Source organism: Candidatus Accumulibacter aalborgensis, from assembly GCF_900089955.1.
Lineage (GTDB): Bacteria > Pseudomonadota > Gammaproteobacteria > Burkholderiales > Rhodocyclaceae > Accumulibacter > Accumulibacter aalborgensis.
In genome coordinates this window covers 1-17312 of record NZ_FLQX01000146.1, presented here as the reverse complement: position 1 = coordinate 17312, position 17312 = coordinate 1, and the positions used below count along the sequence as shown (strand labels likewise).

General features: G+C 60.8%; 13 protein-coding genes. 10 read left to right on the top strand and 3 right to left on the bottom strand.

Annotation, left to right across the window (positions count from 1 at the left end; translation table 11 throughout):
- Position 1 precedes the first annotated feature (1 nt).
- Positions 2 to 499 (top strand): putative transposase, encoded by a 498-nt coding sequence (locus tag ACCAA_RS17910; RefSeq protein WP_186408619.1) that lies wholly within the window; start codon positions 2 to 4, stop codon positions 497 to 499.
- On the opposite strand, the gene ACCAA_RS22630 is transcribed toward ACCAA_RS17910, so the two are convergent.
- The gene (locus ACCAA_RS22630) at positions 409 to 2496 is read right to left on the bottom strand and encodes an ATP-binding protein (RefSeq protein WP_186408618.1); all 2088 of its coding nucleotides are present in this window, start codon (positions 2494 to 2496) and stop codon (positions 409 to 411) included. The genes ACCAA_RS17910 and ACCAA_RS22630 overlap by 91 nt on opposite strands.
- Before the next feature lie 318 nt (positions 2497 to 2814).
- Here ACCAA_RS22630 and ACCAA_RS17900 point away from each other — a divergent pair, with 318 nt between their 5' ends.
- The 7 genes from ACCAA_RS17900 to ACCAA_RS17870 all read left to right on the top strand — a co-directional run bounded on the left by ACCAA_RS17900 (position 2815) and on the right by ACCAA_RS17870 (position 10741).
- The gene (locus ACCAA_RS17900) at positions 2815 to 3048 is read left to right on the top strand and encodes a hypothetical protein (RefSeq protein ID WP_186408617.1); all 234 of its coding nucleotides are present in this window, start codon (positions 2815 to 2817) and stop codon (positions 3046 to 3048) included.
- Positions 3045 to 4385 (top strand): response regulator c-di-GMP phosphodiesterase, NosR family, encoded by a 1341-nt coding sequence (gene nosR, locus ACCAA_RS17895; protein WP_186408616.1) that lies wholly within the window; start codon positions 3045 to 3047, stop codon positions 4383 to 4385. The genes ACCAA_RS17900 and nosR overlap by 4 nt, the downstream gene beginning before the upstream one ends.
- 22 nt (positions 4386 to 4407) lie before the next feature.
- On the top strand, positions 4408 to 4971 hold the full coding sequence (locus tag ACCAA_RS17890) for a response regulator (RefSeq protein WP_186408615.1): 564 nt from the start codon (positions 4408 to 4410) through the stop codon (positions 4969 to 4971).
- Positions 4972 to 5093: 122 nt separating this feature from the next.
- Positions 5094 to 6368, top strand: a complete 1275-nt coding sequence (locus tag ACCAA_RS17885) for a cyclic di-GMP phosphodiesterase (protein ID WP_186408614.1) — start codon at positions 5094 to 5096, stop codon at positions 6366 to 6368.
- On the top strand, positions 6365 to 8020 hold the full coding sequence (locus ACCAA_RS17880) for an ATP-binding protein (RefSeq protein WP_186408613.1): 1656 nt from the start codon (positions 6365 to 6367) through the stop codon (positions 8018 to 8020). Before ACCAA_RS17885 ends, ACCAA_RS17880 begins: the two co-directional genes overlap by 4 nt.
- A gap of 79 nt (positions 8021 to 8099) precedes the next feature.
- Complete coding sequence (locus ACCAA_RS17875) at positions 8100 to 8267, top strand: hypothetical protein (protein ID WP_186408612.1); 168 nt, start codon at positions 8100 to 8102, stop codon at positions 8265 to 8267.
- Positions 8264 to 10741, top strand: a complete 2478-nt coding sequence (locus tag ACCAA_RS17870; protein WP_186408611.1) for an EAL domain-containing protein — start codon at positions 8264 to 8266, stop codon at positions 10739 to 10741. Before ACCAA_RS17875 ends, ACCAA_RS17870 begins: the two co-directional genes overlap by 4 nt.
- A 25-nt stretch (positions 10742 to 10766) precedes the next feature.
- On the opposite strand, the gene ACCAA_RS17865 is transcribed toward ACCAA_RS17870, so the two are convergent.
- The gene (locus tag ACCAA_RS17865) at positions 10767 to 12539 is read right to left on the bottom strand and encodes a hypothetical protein (RefSeq protein ID WP_186408610.1); all 1773 of its coding nucleotides are present in this window, start codon (positions 12537 to 12539) and stop codon (positions 10767 to 10769) included.
- Positions 12530 to 14710: a PAS domain-containing sensor histidine kinase gene (locus ACCAA_RS17860; RefSeq protein ID WP_186408609.1), complete on the bottom strand. Its 2181-nt coding sequence runs from the start codon at positions 14708 to 14710 to the stop codon at positions 12530 to 12532. The genes ACCAA_RS17865 and ACCAA_RS17860 overlap by 10 nt, the downstream gene beginning before the upstream one ends.
- A gap of 203 nt (positions 14711 to 14913) precedes the next feature.
- Here ACCAA_RS17860 and ACCAA_RS17855 point away from each other — a divergent pair, with 203 nt between their 5' ends.
- Complete coding sequence (locus ACCAA_RS17855; protein WP_186408608.1) at positions 14914 to 15687, top strand: ComEC/Rec2 family competence protein; 774 nt, start codon at positions 14914 to 14916, stop codon at positions 15685 to 15687.
- A gap of 328 nt (positions 15688 to 16015) precedes the next feature.
- On the top strand, positions 16016 to 17263 hold the full coding sequence (locus ACCAA_RS17850; protein ID WP_186408607.1) for a toll/interleukin-1 receptor domain-containing protein: 1248 nt from the start codon (positions 16016 to 16018) through the stop codon (positions 17261 to 17263).
- Positions 17264 to 17312: the final 49 nt, after the last annotated feature.

Sequence of the window (17312 nt, the reverse complement as noted above, 5' to 3'; positions counted from 1 at the left end):
CGTGCCGAACCGGAAGCTGGAAGCCCGGGTGGCGGCCAGCGTGGGCGGGCTGAATGCGGTCGCTCCCCACTTCCAGGCGGCCGTCGACGTGCCGCGGGGAGGGGTGCTGTTTGCGCTACCCGCCTTATTGGCAGTGGGGCTGCTCGAAGGAGGTGAGGAGCTGACGCTGCCACCGGGTTACTACGGGATCGACGGTATGTTGATGTTGATCGCCTTCATGGCCTTGGCGCGACTGGAATCGGTCGAGTCCCTGCGCTCGTGTGCGCCTGGCGAGTGGGGCAAGCTACTGGGTCTCGATCGGATTCCCGAAGTGCGCACCCTGCGCGAGAAGATTGTGCTCCTGAGCCAGGGCGATCATACCGAAAGATTGGTCACCCGAGGAATTCCTTCCCTGGCCTTCAATCCTGCTCAGCCCGTGGCTTCACCGCTGGCCGACACCTCGGCCTGCACCCGCATGGCCGGCAGCACAAGACGAAAACGTGAACCAACACCGACTTGACTGCTGACTTCGATCCTCCCCCGGTGTCGCTGCGCAATGCTGTAAGCCAACGACAAGCCGAGCCCGGTTCCCTTGCCGACCGGCTTGGTGGTAAAGAAGGGATCGAAGATGCGGCTCAATTCATGCGCCGGAATTCCCTGGCCGGTGTCCTCGACCTCGACCCAGACCTCGGCGCCAGCGAAACCCGTACGCAGCGTGATGGTTCCGTGGCTTTCGATCGCCTGGGCAGCGTTGACCAGAAGGTTCATGAAGACCTGGTGGATCTGCGCCGCGATGCATTCGACCTTGGGCAAGCCGGCGTACTCCTTCTCCACCAGTGCCTTGTACTTGACTTCGTTCCAGACAATGTTGAGCGTACTGTCCAGTCCGTCCTCGAGGTCGGCGAACTGCCACTCGGCCGTGCCGACGCGCGAGAAGTCCTTGAGGTCCTGGACGATCTTGCGGACGCGTTGCATGCCGTCGAGCGATTCATCGATCAGTGCGCCTATGTCCGCCCGCAGGTAGTCGAGTTCGGCGGCGTCTCTGGCCGCGGCAATCGTTTTCATCACTGCCGGATGCGCCGCGAGGATCGGGTCGGCCGCCTGGTAGGCGTCGAGAACTCGCAGCAGGTCGCCAACTTCGCACCTGAGACTGCTGAGGTTGGCATTGACGAAGGCCACGGGGTTGTTGATCTCGTGCGCCACCCCAGCCGCCAGTTGACCGATCGACGCCATTTTCTCCGACTGCAGGAGCTGGCTTTGTGTTTCCTCCAGGCGACGGTTGATCGCCGTGAGTCGCTCGACGTTGGCGCGTAGCGCCAGTTTGGCCGAGCGCTGATCGGTGACGTCGCGAAAAACGACGACGCTGCCGACGGTGCGCTCGGGGGTGCCGATCCGCGCGCCGGCCATTTCGACCGGGAAGCTACTGCCGTCCCGGCGCCAGAACAACTCGTCGTCCGAACGGCACGGCTGCCCGGTCAAGCAGGCGCGATGTATCGGGCAATCCTCGACCGGATAAGGCGTGCCGTCGGCTCGCGTGTGGTGGAACATCTGGTGCGCGAACTGGCCGCGCATTTCGCCAGCGCTCCAGCCGAGCAGGTGTTCCGCCGCCGCATTGGCGTAAGTGATTCTGCCCTCGGCGTCGGTGCCGTACAATCCCTCGGCCATCGATTCGAGGATCGAGGCCTGGCCTTGCTGCAAGATCTCCAACGCCTGGCGGTCCGCGCGCAGACTGCTGACCGTCCGGTCGAGCGCGCCGACGATGCGCCCGAACTCGCCGCTGTGGCTGCCGCCGATGCGCGTTTCGAGGTCGCCGGCGGCGATCCGCGTCAAAGCGTCCTCGATCACGCCGAGCCTGGTCATCACATGGTCGAAGATGCGGCGTGAAAAACCGAAGAAGATCGCCATGCCGGCGGCGAGCAGCAGCCCCAGGCCAATCAATGTCTGCCGGTAGACGCCTTGCGCCACAGCGTAGGCCACCTCCACGTGGCTTTGCTCAAGCTCGATCAGCCGGCTGAGCGGCGCCATGACCTGCAACCGGATGTCCCACCACTCCTGGCTGAGGAGCGCAGCGATCGCCGGCCGGTCGTCGACAGCAAGGAGATGGTCGATGCGGTCCAGCAAAGCCGGCAAAGCGCTCAACGGCGGATCAATCGCCGCGATCAGCGTCTTCTCTTCTTCGTCTGCTCCGTCGGCGAGCGCTGCGCGATAGCGTCGCCAGCCGAGCGCAAGGTCACGTCGGGCGCCGACGAGGTGGCTGCGAGCACCGACGGCGCTGGTATCGCCGTTGAGCACCCCGTACATCCGCGCGGGTATGCTGGTGAGTTGCGTGTAGACCTCGACAAGCTGCTGCGTTGCGTAGACTTCCTCGGTCAACACCTCGCGCAAACTCTCCTGACCGCGCCATGTGCCCCACACGCCGAGACCGGCGACGCCGGCCAGGATCAGGCTGGCGAGCGTGATGAAGAGCAGCAATCCTTGGCGGATACTCAGCTTCAACGTTGGGGTAGTGCTTTCCAATTCAGGTGAGCCTCCTGCACAACGCGTATTGCAGGGCTGATTTTTCCGTGGCTGGCGGCGATAGCGGAAAACACGAGCGGCCATCTCTGGCAGGATACGGTTACCAACACCCTCATCATGGCGCCCGCGAAATACCTCCTGATGGATACTACGCGACGGGGATAAATCAAGCAATGGTGGGCCGTGCTCTGGCCTTTTTGCTGCGGCGGGCTTATCCTTGGCTGCTCAAGCACCATCACGCGTTCGCGTCCGGCACAGCGCGCCGGCAGCCGCTGCCGCCTGCCGGGGCGCGCGAGCCGACCAGGGAACCTTGGAACCATGTCTGAGCCATGCCCGTCTGCATCGCCACGGCAATCGCTGCAGCGCCGCGCTGTGTCGCAGGCTGCGAAGGCGCGCGCCAAGGCCTTCTCGCGCTATCTTGGCGGCGGCATCCTGAGCATGGGCCTGGTCCTTGGCGCAGCGGCCCTGTTCAAGCGGGATGTGCTGGCAAGCGAATACCGGATCATCCTGCCGATAGACGGCAGCCACCCCAGCGTAGTGAGTTCACCATGACCGATTCCACAGCCCCGAATCCCGGCGCAAGCTTGCCGGCAACCGACCGGCCACCTTCGCTCCTGCTGGTCGACGACGAGGCGAGCATCCTGTCTTCGCTGCGCCGTTTACTACGCCCCAGTGGCTACCGGGTACACACCGCCGAAAGCGGCGCCGCTGGCCTCGAGGTTCTCGCTCGCGAAGACATCGACCTCATCATTTCCGACATGCGCATGCCGGAAATGGACGGCGCACGCTTCCTCGAAGAGGCTCGCAAGCGCTGGCCGCAGGTGTCGCGCATTCTGCTCACCGGACATTCGGACGTCACTTCGACGATTGCTGCCATCAACCGCGGCGAGATCTACCGCTACATCGCCAAGCCGTGGGACGACAACGATCTGCTGCTGACCATCCGCGACGCGCTCGAGCGCTCGCGCTTGAAGGCCGAGAACATCCGTCTGCTGGCACTGACGCAGACGCAGAACGACGAGTTGTGGCGTCTCAACACCGATCTCGAACAACGCGTCCGTGAACGTACCGCCGAGATTCAAGACGTCAATAGTCTCCTCAGCGTGGCCAACCAGCAGCTCAAGCAGAACTTCATCGTCTCGGTCAAGATGTTCTCCGGGCTGATCGAGATGCGTGGTGGCGCGGTCGCCGGTCATTCACGCCGGGTTGCCGACCTGGCTCGCCGCACAGCCGAGAAAATGGGCATGGACGGGCGGGAACAGCAGGACATTTTTCTTGCCGGCCTGCTACACGACATCGGCAAGATCGGATTTGCCGACGAGTTGCTGACCAAGCCCGTATCACGTATGGCCGGCGAAGAACTCAGTCGCTACCGCAAACACGCCCTGGCCGGCGAGCAGGCCTTGATGCCACTCGACCAGCTCAAGGACGTTGCCTTGACCATCCGCTTGCATCACGAGCGCTTCGACGGCGAAGGCTGGCCTGAAAAACGACAGGGACTGAGCATTCCGCTGGCTGCGCGCATCCTTGCGGTGGCCAACGATTACGACGGTTTGCAGTGCGGCATCCTCTACGACAAGCGCTTGAGCGAAAGCGAGGCCAAGGGCATGCTCGTCAAGGCGCGCGGCAAGCGCTACGACGCGAGTGTGGTCGACGCCTTCCTCGACATGCTCGGCGGAGCCTCTCACGAAAGCCAGCACGATATCCTGGTCACGGCCGCAGAACTCAGGCCGGGGATGGCCCTTGCGCGTGACCTCGCCGGCCGCGACGGCGCTTTGCTGCTTGCCGCCGACTACCTGCTCGACGCTGTTGTCATCCGCCAGATTCAGGAATACGCGCGGCGCGAAGGTCCGATTCCGCCACTGCACATCCGCCCCGACCGCAAGTGACGAACCCGTATCGGAGGTCCCCATGAGCCGCATCCTGATCGTTGATGACGAAAGTTCGATCCTCAAGTCGTTGCGTCGGCTGCTGCTGCTCGCGCCCGGCAGCGCCGCCGGGCGCAGCGACCGGTTTGATGTCGATTGCTGCGAAGATCCGTTCGAGGCGCTCAAGAAAGCGCGCTACACAGCGTATGACCTGGTCCTGTCCGACTACCGCATGCCGGGAATGGACGGCGTTCAGTTCCTGCAGGCGTTTCGCGCGCTGCAGCCGGGTGCGCCACGCCTGATTCTCTCCGGCTACGCCGATCTCAATGGGCTCATCCGGGCGATCAACGAGGCGCAGATCACCCGCTTCATCGCCAAACCCTGGAACGACTACGAGCTGATCTCGGCCATCGGCCAGGCGCTTGCCCTGCGCGACGCGACGCTGGAAAACCAGCATCTCGCCAACCAGATGCGCCTTGCGCAGGGCAGCCTGACCGCGGAGCAAGTAGAACGTTGCCGGCTCGAAGCCGAGGAACCCGGCATCACCTACGTCAATTGGGGGCCAGACGGCTCTGTGCTGATTGACGAAACGCTGGTCGACGACTGATCGCGGACCGCGATGTTCGAGCTCGACCAGGATTCCTCGTTCGTGCTGCTGGCTGATCGGATCTTTGGCCGACATCGCCGTGGTCTACGCTGGCGGCGCGGGCGAGTAAACGAGGCCACTTCATGATTCCCGATCTTCCCCGGATCACCGTCGATCAACTCCAGGTCGGTATGTATGTCGACCTCGAACTCGGTTGGCTGAAACATCCCTTCCCCTTCAGCCGTTTCAAGATCAGTTCCACGGAGCAGATCGCGACCATCCGCAGCCTGGGGCTGAAGACCGTTCGCTACGACCCGGCGCTGAGCGACATCGCTCCGCCACCGCAGACGGCGCTGCCGACCGATCCGCCGGCCGAAGCCAGGCCGGATATCACGTCGACGCTCGCCGCCAAGAACGTCATGACGGAACAGATCAAGGCGCAGCGCGAGACTGCAGCGCGCATCGAGAATGCCTTTATCAATTCAGCGCAAACCATTCGCGACATCGAGAAGAATCTGCTGGCCCGGCCGACGGAGGCCGTACGCCAGGCGACGGAACTGGTGACCCAGATTGCCGAGTCGATCCTGTGTGCTCCGGAACTTGCGATTCATGTCATGGGCGACAAGATGGGCGGTGAGGAATTGTATTTTCATGCCTTGAACGTCACCATGCTGTCGCTGATGATGGCGCGCGAACTCCACCTGCCGCAAGAGATGGTTGGCGCACTGGGCATGGGGGCGCTGTTTCACGATATCGGGAGGCGGGATATCCCAAGCAGGATTCTCAGGAAAACGGACGCACTGACGCCGGCCGAGCGCCACTTGTACGAGATGCATTGTCAGTACGGCGTGGCCATCGGCCAGCAACTGAAGTTTGCCCCGGCCATCCTGGCCATCATCCGAGCGCACCACGAATCCTATGATGGTACGGGTTATCCCGACAAGCTCATGGGCGAGTCGATCGGCTTGCTCTCGCGCATCGTGGCCATTGCCAACCATTACGATGAGCTGTGCAATCCGCTCAATATCGGCGATGCCCTGACGCCACACGAGGCGCTTTCGGTGATGTTCGCCAGACTGCGCGGCAAATTCGATCCAACGCTGCTGAAGGTGGTCATCCGTTGTCTTGGCGTCTATCCGCCAGGGACGATCGTGCAACTCTCCAATGGCGTCATCGGCATGGTCGCGACCGTCAATACGGACAAGCCGATGAAACCGATGATCCTGATCTACGACGCGAAGATTCCCCAACATGAAGCGCTGCTGGTCGACCTGGCGCGCGAAACGCACGTCAATATTGCCAAGCCGGTCAGGCCGGCACAAGTGCCGGGGGAAGTTTACAACTACCTCAGTCCACGCAAGCGGGTCAGCTATTATTTTGATGCCGGCCAGCCCGGACAGGAAACATTCGCCCGATGAGCAGCCTTGAGCAATTGATGCTGAATTACAGCCCGTACATGATGCTCCTGGTTGAGCCCGGCCATTTGCGCATCCTGGTGGCCAATCGGGTCGTCGAGCAGACACTCGGCTATGCCAGCGAGGAACTGGCGGCGATGACCATCACGGACATCGAAAGCTCGTTGCAGGACGTCTTCTATTGGGAAGAGGTTCGCAACGGTCAGTATCAGGACATTGACGGCCAGGAGGGGCTCTATCTTTGCGCCGATGGTTCCCTGCTGACGGTCACGAAATCCGTTCGCATGCTTGATCATCACGGGACGCCCCTGTTGCTTGTCCAGGCGAGGGATATTCAGCACGAGCGCAAGGTCGAGGACGCTCTGGAACAAACCCTGTCGCAACTGCGGGCAACGCTGGAATCGACCGGCAATGGCATCCTGGTGATCGATTGGCAGGGCAGAATCGCCAGCATGAACCGTCTGTTCAGCAGCATGTGGGAGATCCCCGAGGACCTGCTGCTCGACCGGGACGATTCGGCGATCCTCGAATTCATGGTGCAGCAGGTCGTTGAGGACGATGCCTGTCGCACACGCTTGCAAGCGATTGCCGACAGCAGCGAAACCGAAGACCTCTTTCGGCTCAAGGATGCCCGGGTTTTCGAATGCAGATCGCGCCCGCAGTATCTCGGCGAGCGCATCGTCGGCCGAGTTTTCGGCTATAACGATATCACCGAAAGGACGCGGGCCGAGGAGGCGCTGCGCGATTCACGCGCCAGGCTGGAGGAAAGAGTAAGGGAACGTACGGCCGACCTGCAGACCGCCAACGCGACTCTGGAGGCCGAGAAGCTGCATCAGGAAGAACTGATCGACAAACTCGAAGACACCCACCATAAGCTGCTGCAATCGGAAAAAATGGCCTCGATTGGTCAACTGGCGGCCGGCGTGGCGCACGAGATCAATAACCCGATAGGATTCGTCAACTCCAATCTCGGGACCATGCAGCGCTATGCCGAGGATATCTTCCGGCTGCTCGCGGCATACGAGAAAGTGGAAGGATCGCTGGCCAGTGGCGTGCTCGACGATATCACCCGGCTGAAGAACGAAATCGATGCCGCGTTTTTGCGCGAAGATATTGGCAACCTGCTGACCGAGTCGGTGGACGGCTTGCAGCGTGTGAAACGCATCGTGCAGGACCTGAAGGAATTCTCTCGCGTGGACGGTTCGGAGCCCGAGTGGGCCGATCTGGAAGCGGGGATCGAGAGCACGCTGAATGTGGTGTCGAACGAACTCAAGGACAAGGCCGAAGTGGTCAGGGAGTATGGCCACATCGCCCAAATCCGCTGTTTTCCTTCGCAACTCAATCAGGTGTTCATGAACCTGCTGCTCAATGCGGCGCATGCGATCGACAGCCACGGCAGCATCACGGTGCGTACCGGCCATGATCGGGAGAGCGTCTGGGTAGAAGTGGCAGATACCGGCAAGGGTATCAAGCCCGAACATCTGGAGAAGATCTTTGACCCGTTCTTCACCACCAAGCCAGTCGGCAAAGGCACCGGACTGGGGCTCTCGCTGGCCTACGGGATAGTGCATCAGCACGGTGGCCATATCGAGGTCAGCAGCGAATTCGGTAAGGGTTCGATTTTCAGGGTGATTCTGCCGAGTAATCCGGCCTGACCGGGACCTCACGTGGTCACGGCCGCACTTCATCGGCGCAGCGCAATTGATTTTTGTTGGAGTTCAAGGAACAAGGAAGATGGCTTTCATGCCCTGGAGTGAACACTTCGTCACCGCTATCGAATTCGTCGATCGCCAGCATCGGGGACTCGTCGATCTGCGCACTACGATCGCGCTGCTGCTCGCCAGCGGCGAAGCCACGCTTCGCGCCGACGCCGCAGCAGGCAAGGCAGGAGGTACCCCGTGAGCGGCGAAAGCGCACACGAAGCGCTCCACGATGAGCTTGGCCTGCTGGTCATTCGCGTCGATGCGCAACTCGCGGTCTGCTATGTCAATGCCTTCTGCCTGCGCCTGCTTGGCTACGACCGCCTCGATCAGGTTTTCCAGTGGCCGCTGGCGGATCTGCTGAAACTGGACGCAACCGAGTCGCAGGAGTTCCTGGCCCTGGTCAGTGAGGTGGGTGCGTACGGCTACCTCGGCGCCCTCGCGACGACGGTAACCGCGAGCGGCGGCCAACGGTTCCGAATTTCGTGGTCGCTCGAACGCCACGCCGGTAGCGATGCCATCCGCGCGCCGATCTGCGTGGTGGGCGCCGATGTGACGCGCGTGCACCAGAACATGAAGGCCGCGGCGCTTTTTCGTGACGTCGCGCAGCACAACCCGCTGTCGATCATCATCACTGACGCCCACCTGTCGATCGTCTTCGCGAATCCGGCAGCATCGGCGATCAGCGGCTACTCCGCCGAGGATCTCATCGGCAGCTCGCCGCGCCTGTTCCGTTCCGGGCTGACACCCGAGGCGACCTACCGCGAGTTGTGGGCAGCGCTCCATGCCGGCACGGTGTGGACCGGCGAGTTCACCAATCAGCGCAAGGACGGCGCGATCTATCGCCAAAGAATGACCATCTCCCCGATCGTCGACGACCAGGGATGCGTCAGCTCCTACTTCTCGATCGCCGAAGAAGTCTCGAAAGAGCGTGAACTGGAAGATCGGCTGGAGGCTTTGACGAGCACCGATGCGCTCACCGGACTGCATAACCGTGCCGGCTTCATGAACGAACTGACGCGACTGGCCCTGCTCGCCGACGATCAAGGGACCGGAATCTCCGTCGTGCACGTCGACATCGATGACTTCGCGAACGTCAACCGTCTGCTCGGGCACGTATGCGCCGATCGCCTGCTGATCGAGATCGGACGTCGGCTTGGCGCCACCGTACGCGACGCCGACATCGTCGCCCGACTCGGTAACGACGAATTCGGCTTGCTGTTCGCCGTTCCTGAGTCGCCGTCGCTGGACGACGGCCTCGATGTCTCGGAACGTCTGCTCGCGGCCATTCGCGCGCCCCTCACCATCGATGACCATGAGCTTGAGGTCAGCTCGTCGATCGGCATCGCGTGTTTTCCGGACGACGGCAAGCAGGCCGGTGAGCTCCTGGCGCGCGCCGCCAGTGCGACACAAATGGCCAAGCGCGCCGGTGGCGATAGCGTCGCCCATTACAACGCGCTGCTGGCCAACGAGGATTCTGGCCGCCAGGAGTTGCTCGCAGCGTTGCGCCAGGCTGTGGCAAGCAAGCAACTGCTGCTTCATTACCAGCCGCAGGTCAGCCTGCAGACAGGAGCCGTCATCGGTCTCGAGGCGCTGGTACGCTGGCAGCATCCAGAAAAAGGTCTCATCCTACCCGGGCACTTCATTCCGGCTGCCGAGGAAAGCGGCTTGATCATCGCCATCGGCGAATGGGTCCTTGCCGAGGCCTGCCGCCAGATGCGGCAATGGCTGGACGCCGGCCTGCCGTCGATCAAGGTCGCCGTCAACCTCTCGGCGCGTCATTTCCGCTTCGCCAATCTCCACCTGACCGTCGGCGATGCACTTGCCGCGCACCGGATTGACGCGTGGGCGCTAGAGATCGAGATCACCGAAGGAGCGATGATGCACGATGTGGCGGTCGCCGCCAGCACCAGCCAGCGCCTCAAGGAAATTGGCGTGCGACTGTCGCTCGATGATTTCGGTACCGGCTATTCTTCGCTTGCCTACCTGTCGCGCTTTCCCATCGACGTGGTCAAGATCGACCAGTCCTTTGTCCGCGACGTGACCACCAATCCGACCAACGCCGCCATTGTGCAGGCCATCGTCGCCATGTCGCACACGCTCGGCAAGGTCACCCTCGCCGAGGGCGTCGAGACCGAGGAACAAATGCAATACCTGCGCCGCATTGACTGCGACGAGATGCAGGGTTATTTCTTCTCGCGACCCCTGCCGGCCGATGAAATCGCCACCCTGCGCCACCGCGGTCAACGCCTCCACTTCGGCGCCGGAAAGAGCGATGCCCTGCCCACGCTGCTGTTGGTCGACGACGAACCCAACATTCTTTCGGCACTCAACCGGCTGTTGCGTCGGGAAGGCTACCGGGTGCTCGCCGCCGGCAGCGCCGAGGCTGCATTTGCCATCCTGGCTCGCGAGGAAGTCGAGGTGATCCTCACCGACCAGCGAATGCCGATGATGACCGGCGTCGAACTGCTCGCCCGCGTCAAGACCCTCTATCCGAGAACGGTACGCCTGGTCCTTTCAGGCTATTCAGAGATCAGCGTCGTCACCGACGCGATCAACAGGGGGGCGGTATATAAGTACCTCAACAAGCCCTGGGACGATGAACACCTCAGAAACGAGATCCGCGACGCTTTTCGCATGTGGAAGGAGCGCTTCGGCCAGGAGACGAAGGACTGACGGCACCCGTATTGCCCACCTCCGCTCACGACATCATGCCGAAGCCAAGCAGCCGAACCCGCTCGCGAAACTTGTCCACCTGGTCGCTGCGCACGACCAGCATTCTTGGCCCAGCGCGCAAACACAGTGAGCCCGTTTCCCGGCGACCGGCAATTTCATCGGCGATGTCGGTGTCGCGGCACTCGATCAGCACGGCGCTGCCGACCGTCTTCAGCGCCTGGCCATTACGCTCGCAGAACTGGAGGAATGAATCCACTGACTCGGGCAGCGGCAGTTCGTGAGCGCTTGCCAGAAAGCCCTTCAATTCGGCGATGGCGTGGCCTTTCTCCATGGCCAGCAGCGCTTTGTCCCGATCCAGCCGCCAGCCTCCGTGCTCCGCCACGGCCCAGCTTTCGAGCAGCAGCGCTTCCTCGGCAGCGAGGGCGCCAGCGACGACATTTACCCGCAGGTCGGGCGACACGGACAAGGCCACGCTGCTGACGATGGCCAGCGGCCGGTAGGCGGCCTCGAGGCCAAGCAGGTAAGCGCCGAGGGGCGTCACGCGGAAGGCGGTCAGGCCATCGTAGCGACTCAGAAAGGACAGCTCGTCGGTGCCCCACAGGTCGCTGAAGTCATTCCTGGCGTCGGCGGGATCATGGTAAGCCACATCCACCAGGCCGAGCGTTGCCGCGTATTCAAAAAGGACGGCCAGCAGGTAGCGTTCCTGCAGGATGTTCCAGCCGCCCGATCCGTTGAAACCCAGGCTGCCGTACTGGCGTTCGCAGAGGTAGAGTTTCCAGGTATCGTGAGTCACCTCAAAGTGCCGATCGGACGCTCGCATGAAGCGAGAGAAGTCGTCGAAGGTGATCCAGCGGCCGACCGGGCAGTCGCGCAAAGTCTCTTCAATCGGCGCGCGCCGGGGAGCGGCAGCGGTCATCACACGCCCCTTGGAGTTCTGCCCCTTGATCGTGTCAACGCGGCTGAATTCGTCGAACAGGGTCGTCTTGAGCCACTTTCGCCAAAGCCCGCGCAGCACTTCCGCCGACGGCATGCTCAGGCCCTTGATGCCCGCCGGGCTGATTACCAGGCGAGTTCCTACACGCACCGCCAGTCCGCCGGCCTGCAGCAACATCGGCCAGGCAAAGGCCTTGATCGGGCCGATTTCCTGGCCCCATCGCTCCTTCTTCTCGACCGACGGGTAAAAGTCACCCCCTGCCAGTTTTTCGCTGAGCAAGCGCAGGGTGGCGGTGCCCGGCGTCGAAGTCTTCTCGCTGACCAGAACACGTGCCTGTTCGATGGTGCGCAACATCACCGCCACTTCCTGCAAGGCTTCACGCTCGGTCAGGCGGATCGTCAAGCTTTCGTCCTCGGCCAGGGTTTCGGAACTCTGGAGGCTCAACGGTGCGGGCGGCAACACGAACGCCTGCAGACGCGCCTGGAGGTCGGTCGGAACGCAATAGCAAGATTCATCAGGCGAGTAGTGAAGGAACAGGGCCAGGGCCGAGCTCTTGCTCGCGGAATAGCCGGACGATTTTGCACTAGCTACCTGAAACGAGGGCACGCGCAGGTACCTGGCGCGAAAGCATCGCTCCGAATACTCACCGCGCGGGTGATGCACGGCCTCGGCGACGGCAGCTTTCTGCGTCTCGTCGAGGGCCGACCAGATGGCCTGCACTCCAGGGCCGAGCAGCGTGCCGACGATTCGTTCAACCAGTTCGTCCTTGCGGCCCGCGCTTCCGGCGCCCGGCAGGTGGCTCACCAGGTCCTTCAACTCCGCCACCGTATGGCGGGCCAGCGAATCTCTCAAAGTCATCGACATGATGGGTCCCCCTGCGGATGAGCCAGGATCGGCGCAGCGGCAGTTGATGGTGCGCCGGGTCCCGGCGAGTGAATCGGCAAGATGACGCGGAATGTGGTGCCCTGGCCGAGTTCGCTGCGCACGTCGATATGCCCCTGGTGTTTCCGAATGATCCCGTAAGAAACCGCCAGGCCAAGGCCAGTGCCGCTACCTACAGGCTTGGTGGTAAAGAAAGGCTCGAAAATATGCGCCAGGTTGCCAGGCGAGATGCCGACCCCGGAGTCCTCGACCTCGACCCAGACCGTATCGGCCTCACGGCCAGTGCGCAGCGCAATGGTCCCTCGTTCGCCGATGGCATGAGCGGCGTTGATCAGCAGGTTCATGAAGACCTGGCTCAACTGCGAGGGCAAGCAGTGAATATCAGGCAGATCGCCGTAGTCTTTGACCAGGGTGACCCTGTATTTCAGCTCGTTCCAGACCATATTCAGGGTGCTGTCGAGGCACTTGTGGAGGTCGACGGTCTGCCACTCCGCTCCATCGGAATGCGAGAATTCACGCATGTCACGGACGATGCACTTGACCCGCTCCAGGCCATCCTTCGTCTCGGCGAGCAGCGCGATGGCATCGTGACGCACGAAGTCGAGGTCAAAATCACGCGCCAGACGGTCCGCTTCCTGCAGCACCGGGTCACCGGGCGAACAGCTTTTGGCTGCCCGGTGGTAGGCATCCACCAGTCGCAGCAGGCCGGTCAGGTACTCCTTGAGCGAACCGAGATTGGAATAGACAAAGCCGACGGGATTGTTGATTTCGTGCGCAACGCCGGCGGCCAACTGGCCGATGGCTGCCATTTTTTCGGACTGCAGCAGTTGTCCCTGCGTTTGCTCCAGCTTCTCGTTGAGCGCTATCAGTGTGCTGTTGCTGCGGGTCAGTTGCTCGAGGGCGGAGCGCCGCTCCGTTTCGGCCTGCTTGCGCCGGGTGATGTCCTGTGCGGCGCTGATCAGGTACAGAGGCGCACCGCTGTCGTTGCGCAACAGATATACCGAGAGGCTGGCCCAGACAATGCCGCCATCCTTGCGAACGTAACGCTTCTCCAGGGCGTAGCGATCGGAGCTGCCGTCAAGCAGCGCGTTGATGTTTTCCAGATCGGTCGGCAGATCTTCCGGGAAAGTGATCTGCTGAAAAGTAAGTCCTTGCGACAGGGCCTCGTCGCGGGAATAAGCGATGATCCGGCAATACTCCTGATTGATTTGCAGAAACCTTCCCGTGGTCGATACCTGGGCGATACCGACGGCGGCGTGGTCAAAAACGGCACGCAAAAGCGACTCACTTTCTTTCAGCGTTGCTTCCGCCATGTTGCGCCGGGTGATGTCGCGGGCGATCTGCGAACCGCCGATGATCTGCCCCTCCTTGTTCCGAATGGGCGAGACGGTGAGCGAAACGTCGATCCGGCGGCCGTCTTTGGCGACGTGCACCGTCTCGACATCCCTGATCGATTCGCCACGCCGGATCGTAGCGAGCATCTGCTCCTCTTCGTTCTGATGTTCGGGAGGAACGAGGAGAAGCATCGAGTGCCCCAGGATTTCTTCCTCACGGTAGCCGAAAATATCCTCGGCGGCGCGGTTCCAACTGGTGATCATGCCGTCCAGCGTCGCACCGACGATGGCGTCCCCGGACGATTGGACGATCGCCGCCATCAGCATTCGATCTTCCTGCGCGCTATCCGCCGCCGCCTTCATCGCCAACCTCAGGGCTTCCTCGACGAGCCTGCGCTCGGCGATCTCGCTCTGCAAATCCCGGTTGGCTTGCCGCAACTGATCGGGGCTGGGCAATTTCAGGGCATGCGGCAGCAAGGGCCAAAGGGCGAAGGCGGTGACCACCGAAATGACGGCGGTAAGCGCCTTGAGCAGCGCATCCAGGCCATACATCGGCTGCCACAGGACGATAGCGCCCATCAGGTGCGTTGCACCGCAGGCCATGATGAAGGCGGCGAACAGCCACAAAAGCCAGCGGTAGGGAAAGTCCTTGCGCCGCCGTGCGAAGTGGCCGATGGCCAAGGGCATGGAAAAATACGCCAGGAAAATAAGGATGTCGCTGACCACGTAAGTCAACACCAGCGGCGGCGACCAACTGAGGCAATAGCCGTGGGGAAGATAGTCGTTTACGGCCAACAAGCGGCCCAATTCGTTGATCATGATCGTGCTTTCCACTGAACAGGACGTGGTCGTTTTGTCGGCAGAGCACCACGCCGATACCCCTGCGTACATGGTAGCAAAAGAATCCTCGCGCATGAGCGCCGGCAAGCTCTCCGTGCAGGACAATAGAGACCATCTACAGTCGACCTTGCGCCAGCCCAAGGAAATGCGCGCTCGACCCGGATTTTCAGGTCTAATGCCTCATGCGCATCAGTATCATTGCCTTCGCCCTTGGCGTTGGCTTCATCCAGATGCAGGAGACGCTACCGGAGTGGCCGCTCGTCGCCGGCTTGCTGGCCATGGCTTTCTCGCTCCTGCTCTGGCCCGGACGCCATCGGAACGTGCTTGGACGAGTGGCGTCGCCGCTGCTCTGCGCACTGCTCGGCCTGGCGTGGGCGGTGCTGCTCGCCGAATATCGCCTGCAAGACTACCTGCCAGCCGAGTGGGAGGGCCGCGATGTGCAGATCGTCGGAGTGGTCGCCGTGCTGCCGCATGCCTTCGAGCGCGGCGAGCGCTTCGAGTTTGACGTCGAGTCGGTCGACGCGCCTGGCGCGCGACTGCCGCAACGAATCATGCTCTCCTGGTATCACGGCGTTCTCGAGGACGAGTGGCGCGAAAAGCTGGCGCTTCGTCCGGGTGAGCGCTGGCGCTTCACCGTTCGCCTCAAACGTCCGCACGGCAACGCCAACCCGCATGGCTTCGACTACGAGGCCTGGCTCTTCGAGCGCGGCCTGCGGGCGACGGGTTACGTGCGTCCGCGCGCTGTCGCAGAACGTCTCGACGACTTCATTTTGCGGCCTGACTATGTCATCGAGCGCTGGCGCGAACGAATACGCCGATCGTTCTTCGAGGTCCTGCCCGATGCGCCCTACGGAGGCATTCTGGCAGCGCTGGCGATCGGTGACGAACAGGCGATTCCCAGCGACCAATGGCGCTTGTTCAGGCAGACCGGAGTGACGCATCTGATGTCTATCTAGGGACCAACTAATCAAACTTTTTTAGGCATCACCTTCTATGGCCGGCATACCTTTGGGGACCGGCATTTCACCTGGTGAAAGGTCATTTCACAGGATGACAGGCGCCAGCAAACAGCAAGGCGTGCGCCGTTTCGGTAGGCTTCTACTATGATGTGGTAATGATCGCGAGTTCTCCGTAGTGACGACCCGTCTGCTAGCAAGAATATAAGACATTGCTGGCGGTAAGACTACGCGGTGCTATGATAAGTACCTGTGACGCCTTTGTGGCAATAACCAACTTGACGAGCGAACTAAGCTCTAAGAGTTGCTCGATTAGGGAGTTATTTCGATGAGTAACGATAATATCCATTCCCTAGAATCCTATCGTGACTTAGCTAGAGACAGGATAGCAGTTTGCCGATCGCTGTGCCTTCTTAACCCTCGCGGCTATCGAGAGCCTCTAGCGCACCTTGTCATGCAACTATCCCGCTTCCCACCTGATGTTTACGACGATGATGAGTTGCTAGACATCGCCAGTAGATTCGTTGAAGAAGAGACCATCCTCAGATCTATTATCCCACACGAGTGGGAACGTCTCACTCTTCTTCTGAAAAATGTCCACCGAAGACGTTTGGTTATTCTGCTGCAAAGATTATACGAAAAGCGTCTTGACGAGGGAAAAATAAAACATCACCCCATAGCGGGCATTGCGCGCTCAGCCTTTGGTGATGCTCTAGCAGCAGGAGTAGCAGGAGTAGCAGGAGCAGCACTTGGATTTGTGGCATCTTATATACCTATTGGCACAAGCGTGCTAGCAGGGATAAATTGGCGAGTAAAACTGCTATTGCGAGACATGGGGGGCGCTGGGTTCGGAAATTCCGCACTCACTGCAGGCGATACGGTCGCACTCACTGCATACTACCCTCGAACAGCAGTTTGTGATAAAGACTATCTCTTCGTTGTGTATGCTCATTTGCCTAAGCTAACAGCACTCATAGAAAACGATGTAAGCGGGCTTTCGAATGCTCTTGGCGATGGAGGTTCTAAACCGAATCGCGCTAAGCATAATGTTCCACTGGCGCTTAACACACCAATTTCAGTCGTTCCCCAGTGTGATGATGTTTGCTTTGAGCCAAGCGAATTAACAAAAAAATGGAACGGGAGTTATAAGCGCTTCCTTTTTTCTTTTGAACCTAAAGAAGAATTAGCCGAACAGACGATCGTAATTAATCTCTCAATTCAAGTAGCTGGGATAGAAATCGCTATGATACGCAATTGTGCAATAGAAATTGTCGGGGCGAAATCGCCCAAGATGAGCGGAAATTCTCTTGCTCAGGCAAAGCTATCCAGTCAGACATCGACTCTTTATCAAAAAATCTTTGTGTCGTACTCAAGGCAAGATAGTGAAGTTGCCGAATCATACGATTTGGCACAGAAGGCTTTAGGGAATGAGACTTTTATCGACGTTGAAAATCTCCGCTCGGGTGAGAACTGGAGAGCAGGCCTAGCAAAGGCAATTGATATTGCCGACGTTTTCCAACTCTTCTGGTCCCACAATTCCAAGGACTCTGAATACTGCCGAGAGGTAATCGTTTAGCCCCCCGCTCGCCGGCACCGCCCCTCAATCAGGCGGCAGCCGGTAGCGG

Bases quoted from the DNA above. Each gene is read 5' to 3' on its own strand.
- ACCAA_RS17890 (WP_186408615.1), top strand. From the start codon at position 4,408: ATGAGCCGCATCCTGATCGTTGATGACGAAAGTTCGATCCTCAAGTCG.
- ACCAA_RS17885 (WP_186408614.1), top strand. From the start codon at position 5,094: ATGATTCCCGATCTTCCCCGGATCACCGTCGATCAACTCCAGGTCGGT.
- nosR (WP_186408616.1), top strand. From the start codon at position 3,045: ATGACCGATTCCACAGCCCCGAATCCCGGCGCAAGCTTGCCGGCAACC.
- ACCAA_RS17850 (WP_186408607.1), top strand. From the start codon at position 16,016: ATGAGTAACGATAATATCCATTCCCTAGAATCCTATCGTGACTTAGCT.
- ACCAA_RS17865 (WP_186408610.1), bottom strand. From the start codon at position 12,539: ATGTCGATGACTTTGAGAGATTCGCTGGCCCGCCATACGGTGGCGGAG.
- ACCAA_RS17900 (WP_186408617.1), top strand. From the start codon at position 2,815: ATGTCTGAGCCATGCCCGTCTGCATCGCCACGGCAATCGCTGCAGCGC.
- ACCAA_RS17860 (WP_186408609.1), bottom strand. From the start codon at position 14,710: ATGATCAACGAATTGGGCCGCTTGTTGGCCGTAAACGACTATCTTCCC.
- ACCAA_RS17855 (WP_186408608.1), top strand. From the start codon at position 14,914: ATGCGCATCAGTATCATTGCCTTCGCCCTTGGCGTTGGCTTCATCCAG.
- ACCAA_RS17875 (WP_186408612.1), top strand. From the start codon at position 8,100: ATGGCTTTCATGCCCTGGAGTGAACACTTCGTCACCGCTATCGAATTC.
- ACCAA_RS17880 (WP_186408613.1), top strand. From the start codon at position 6,365: ATGAGCAGCCTTGAGCAATTGATGCTGAATTACAGCCCGTACATGATG.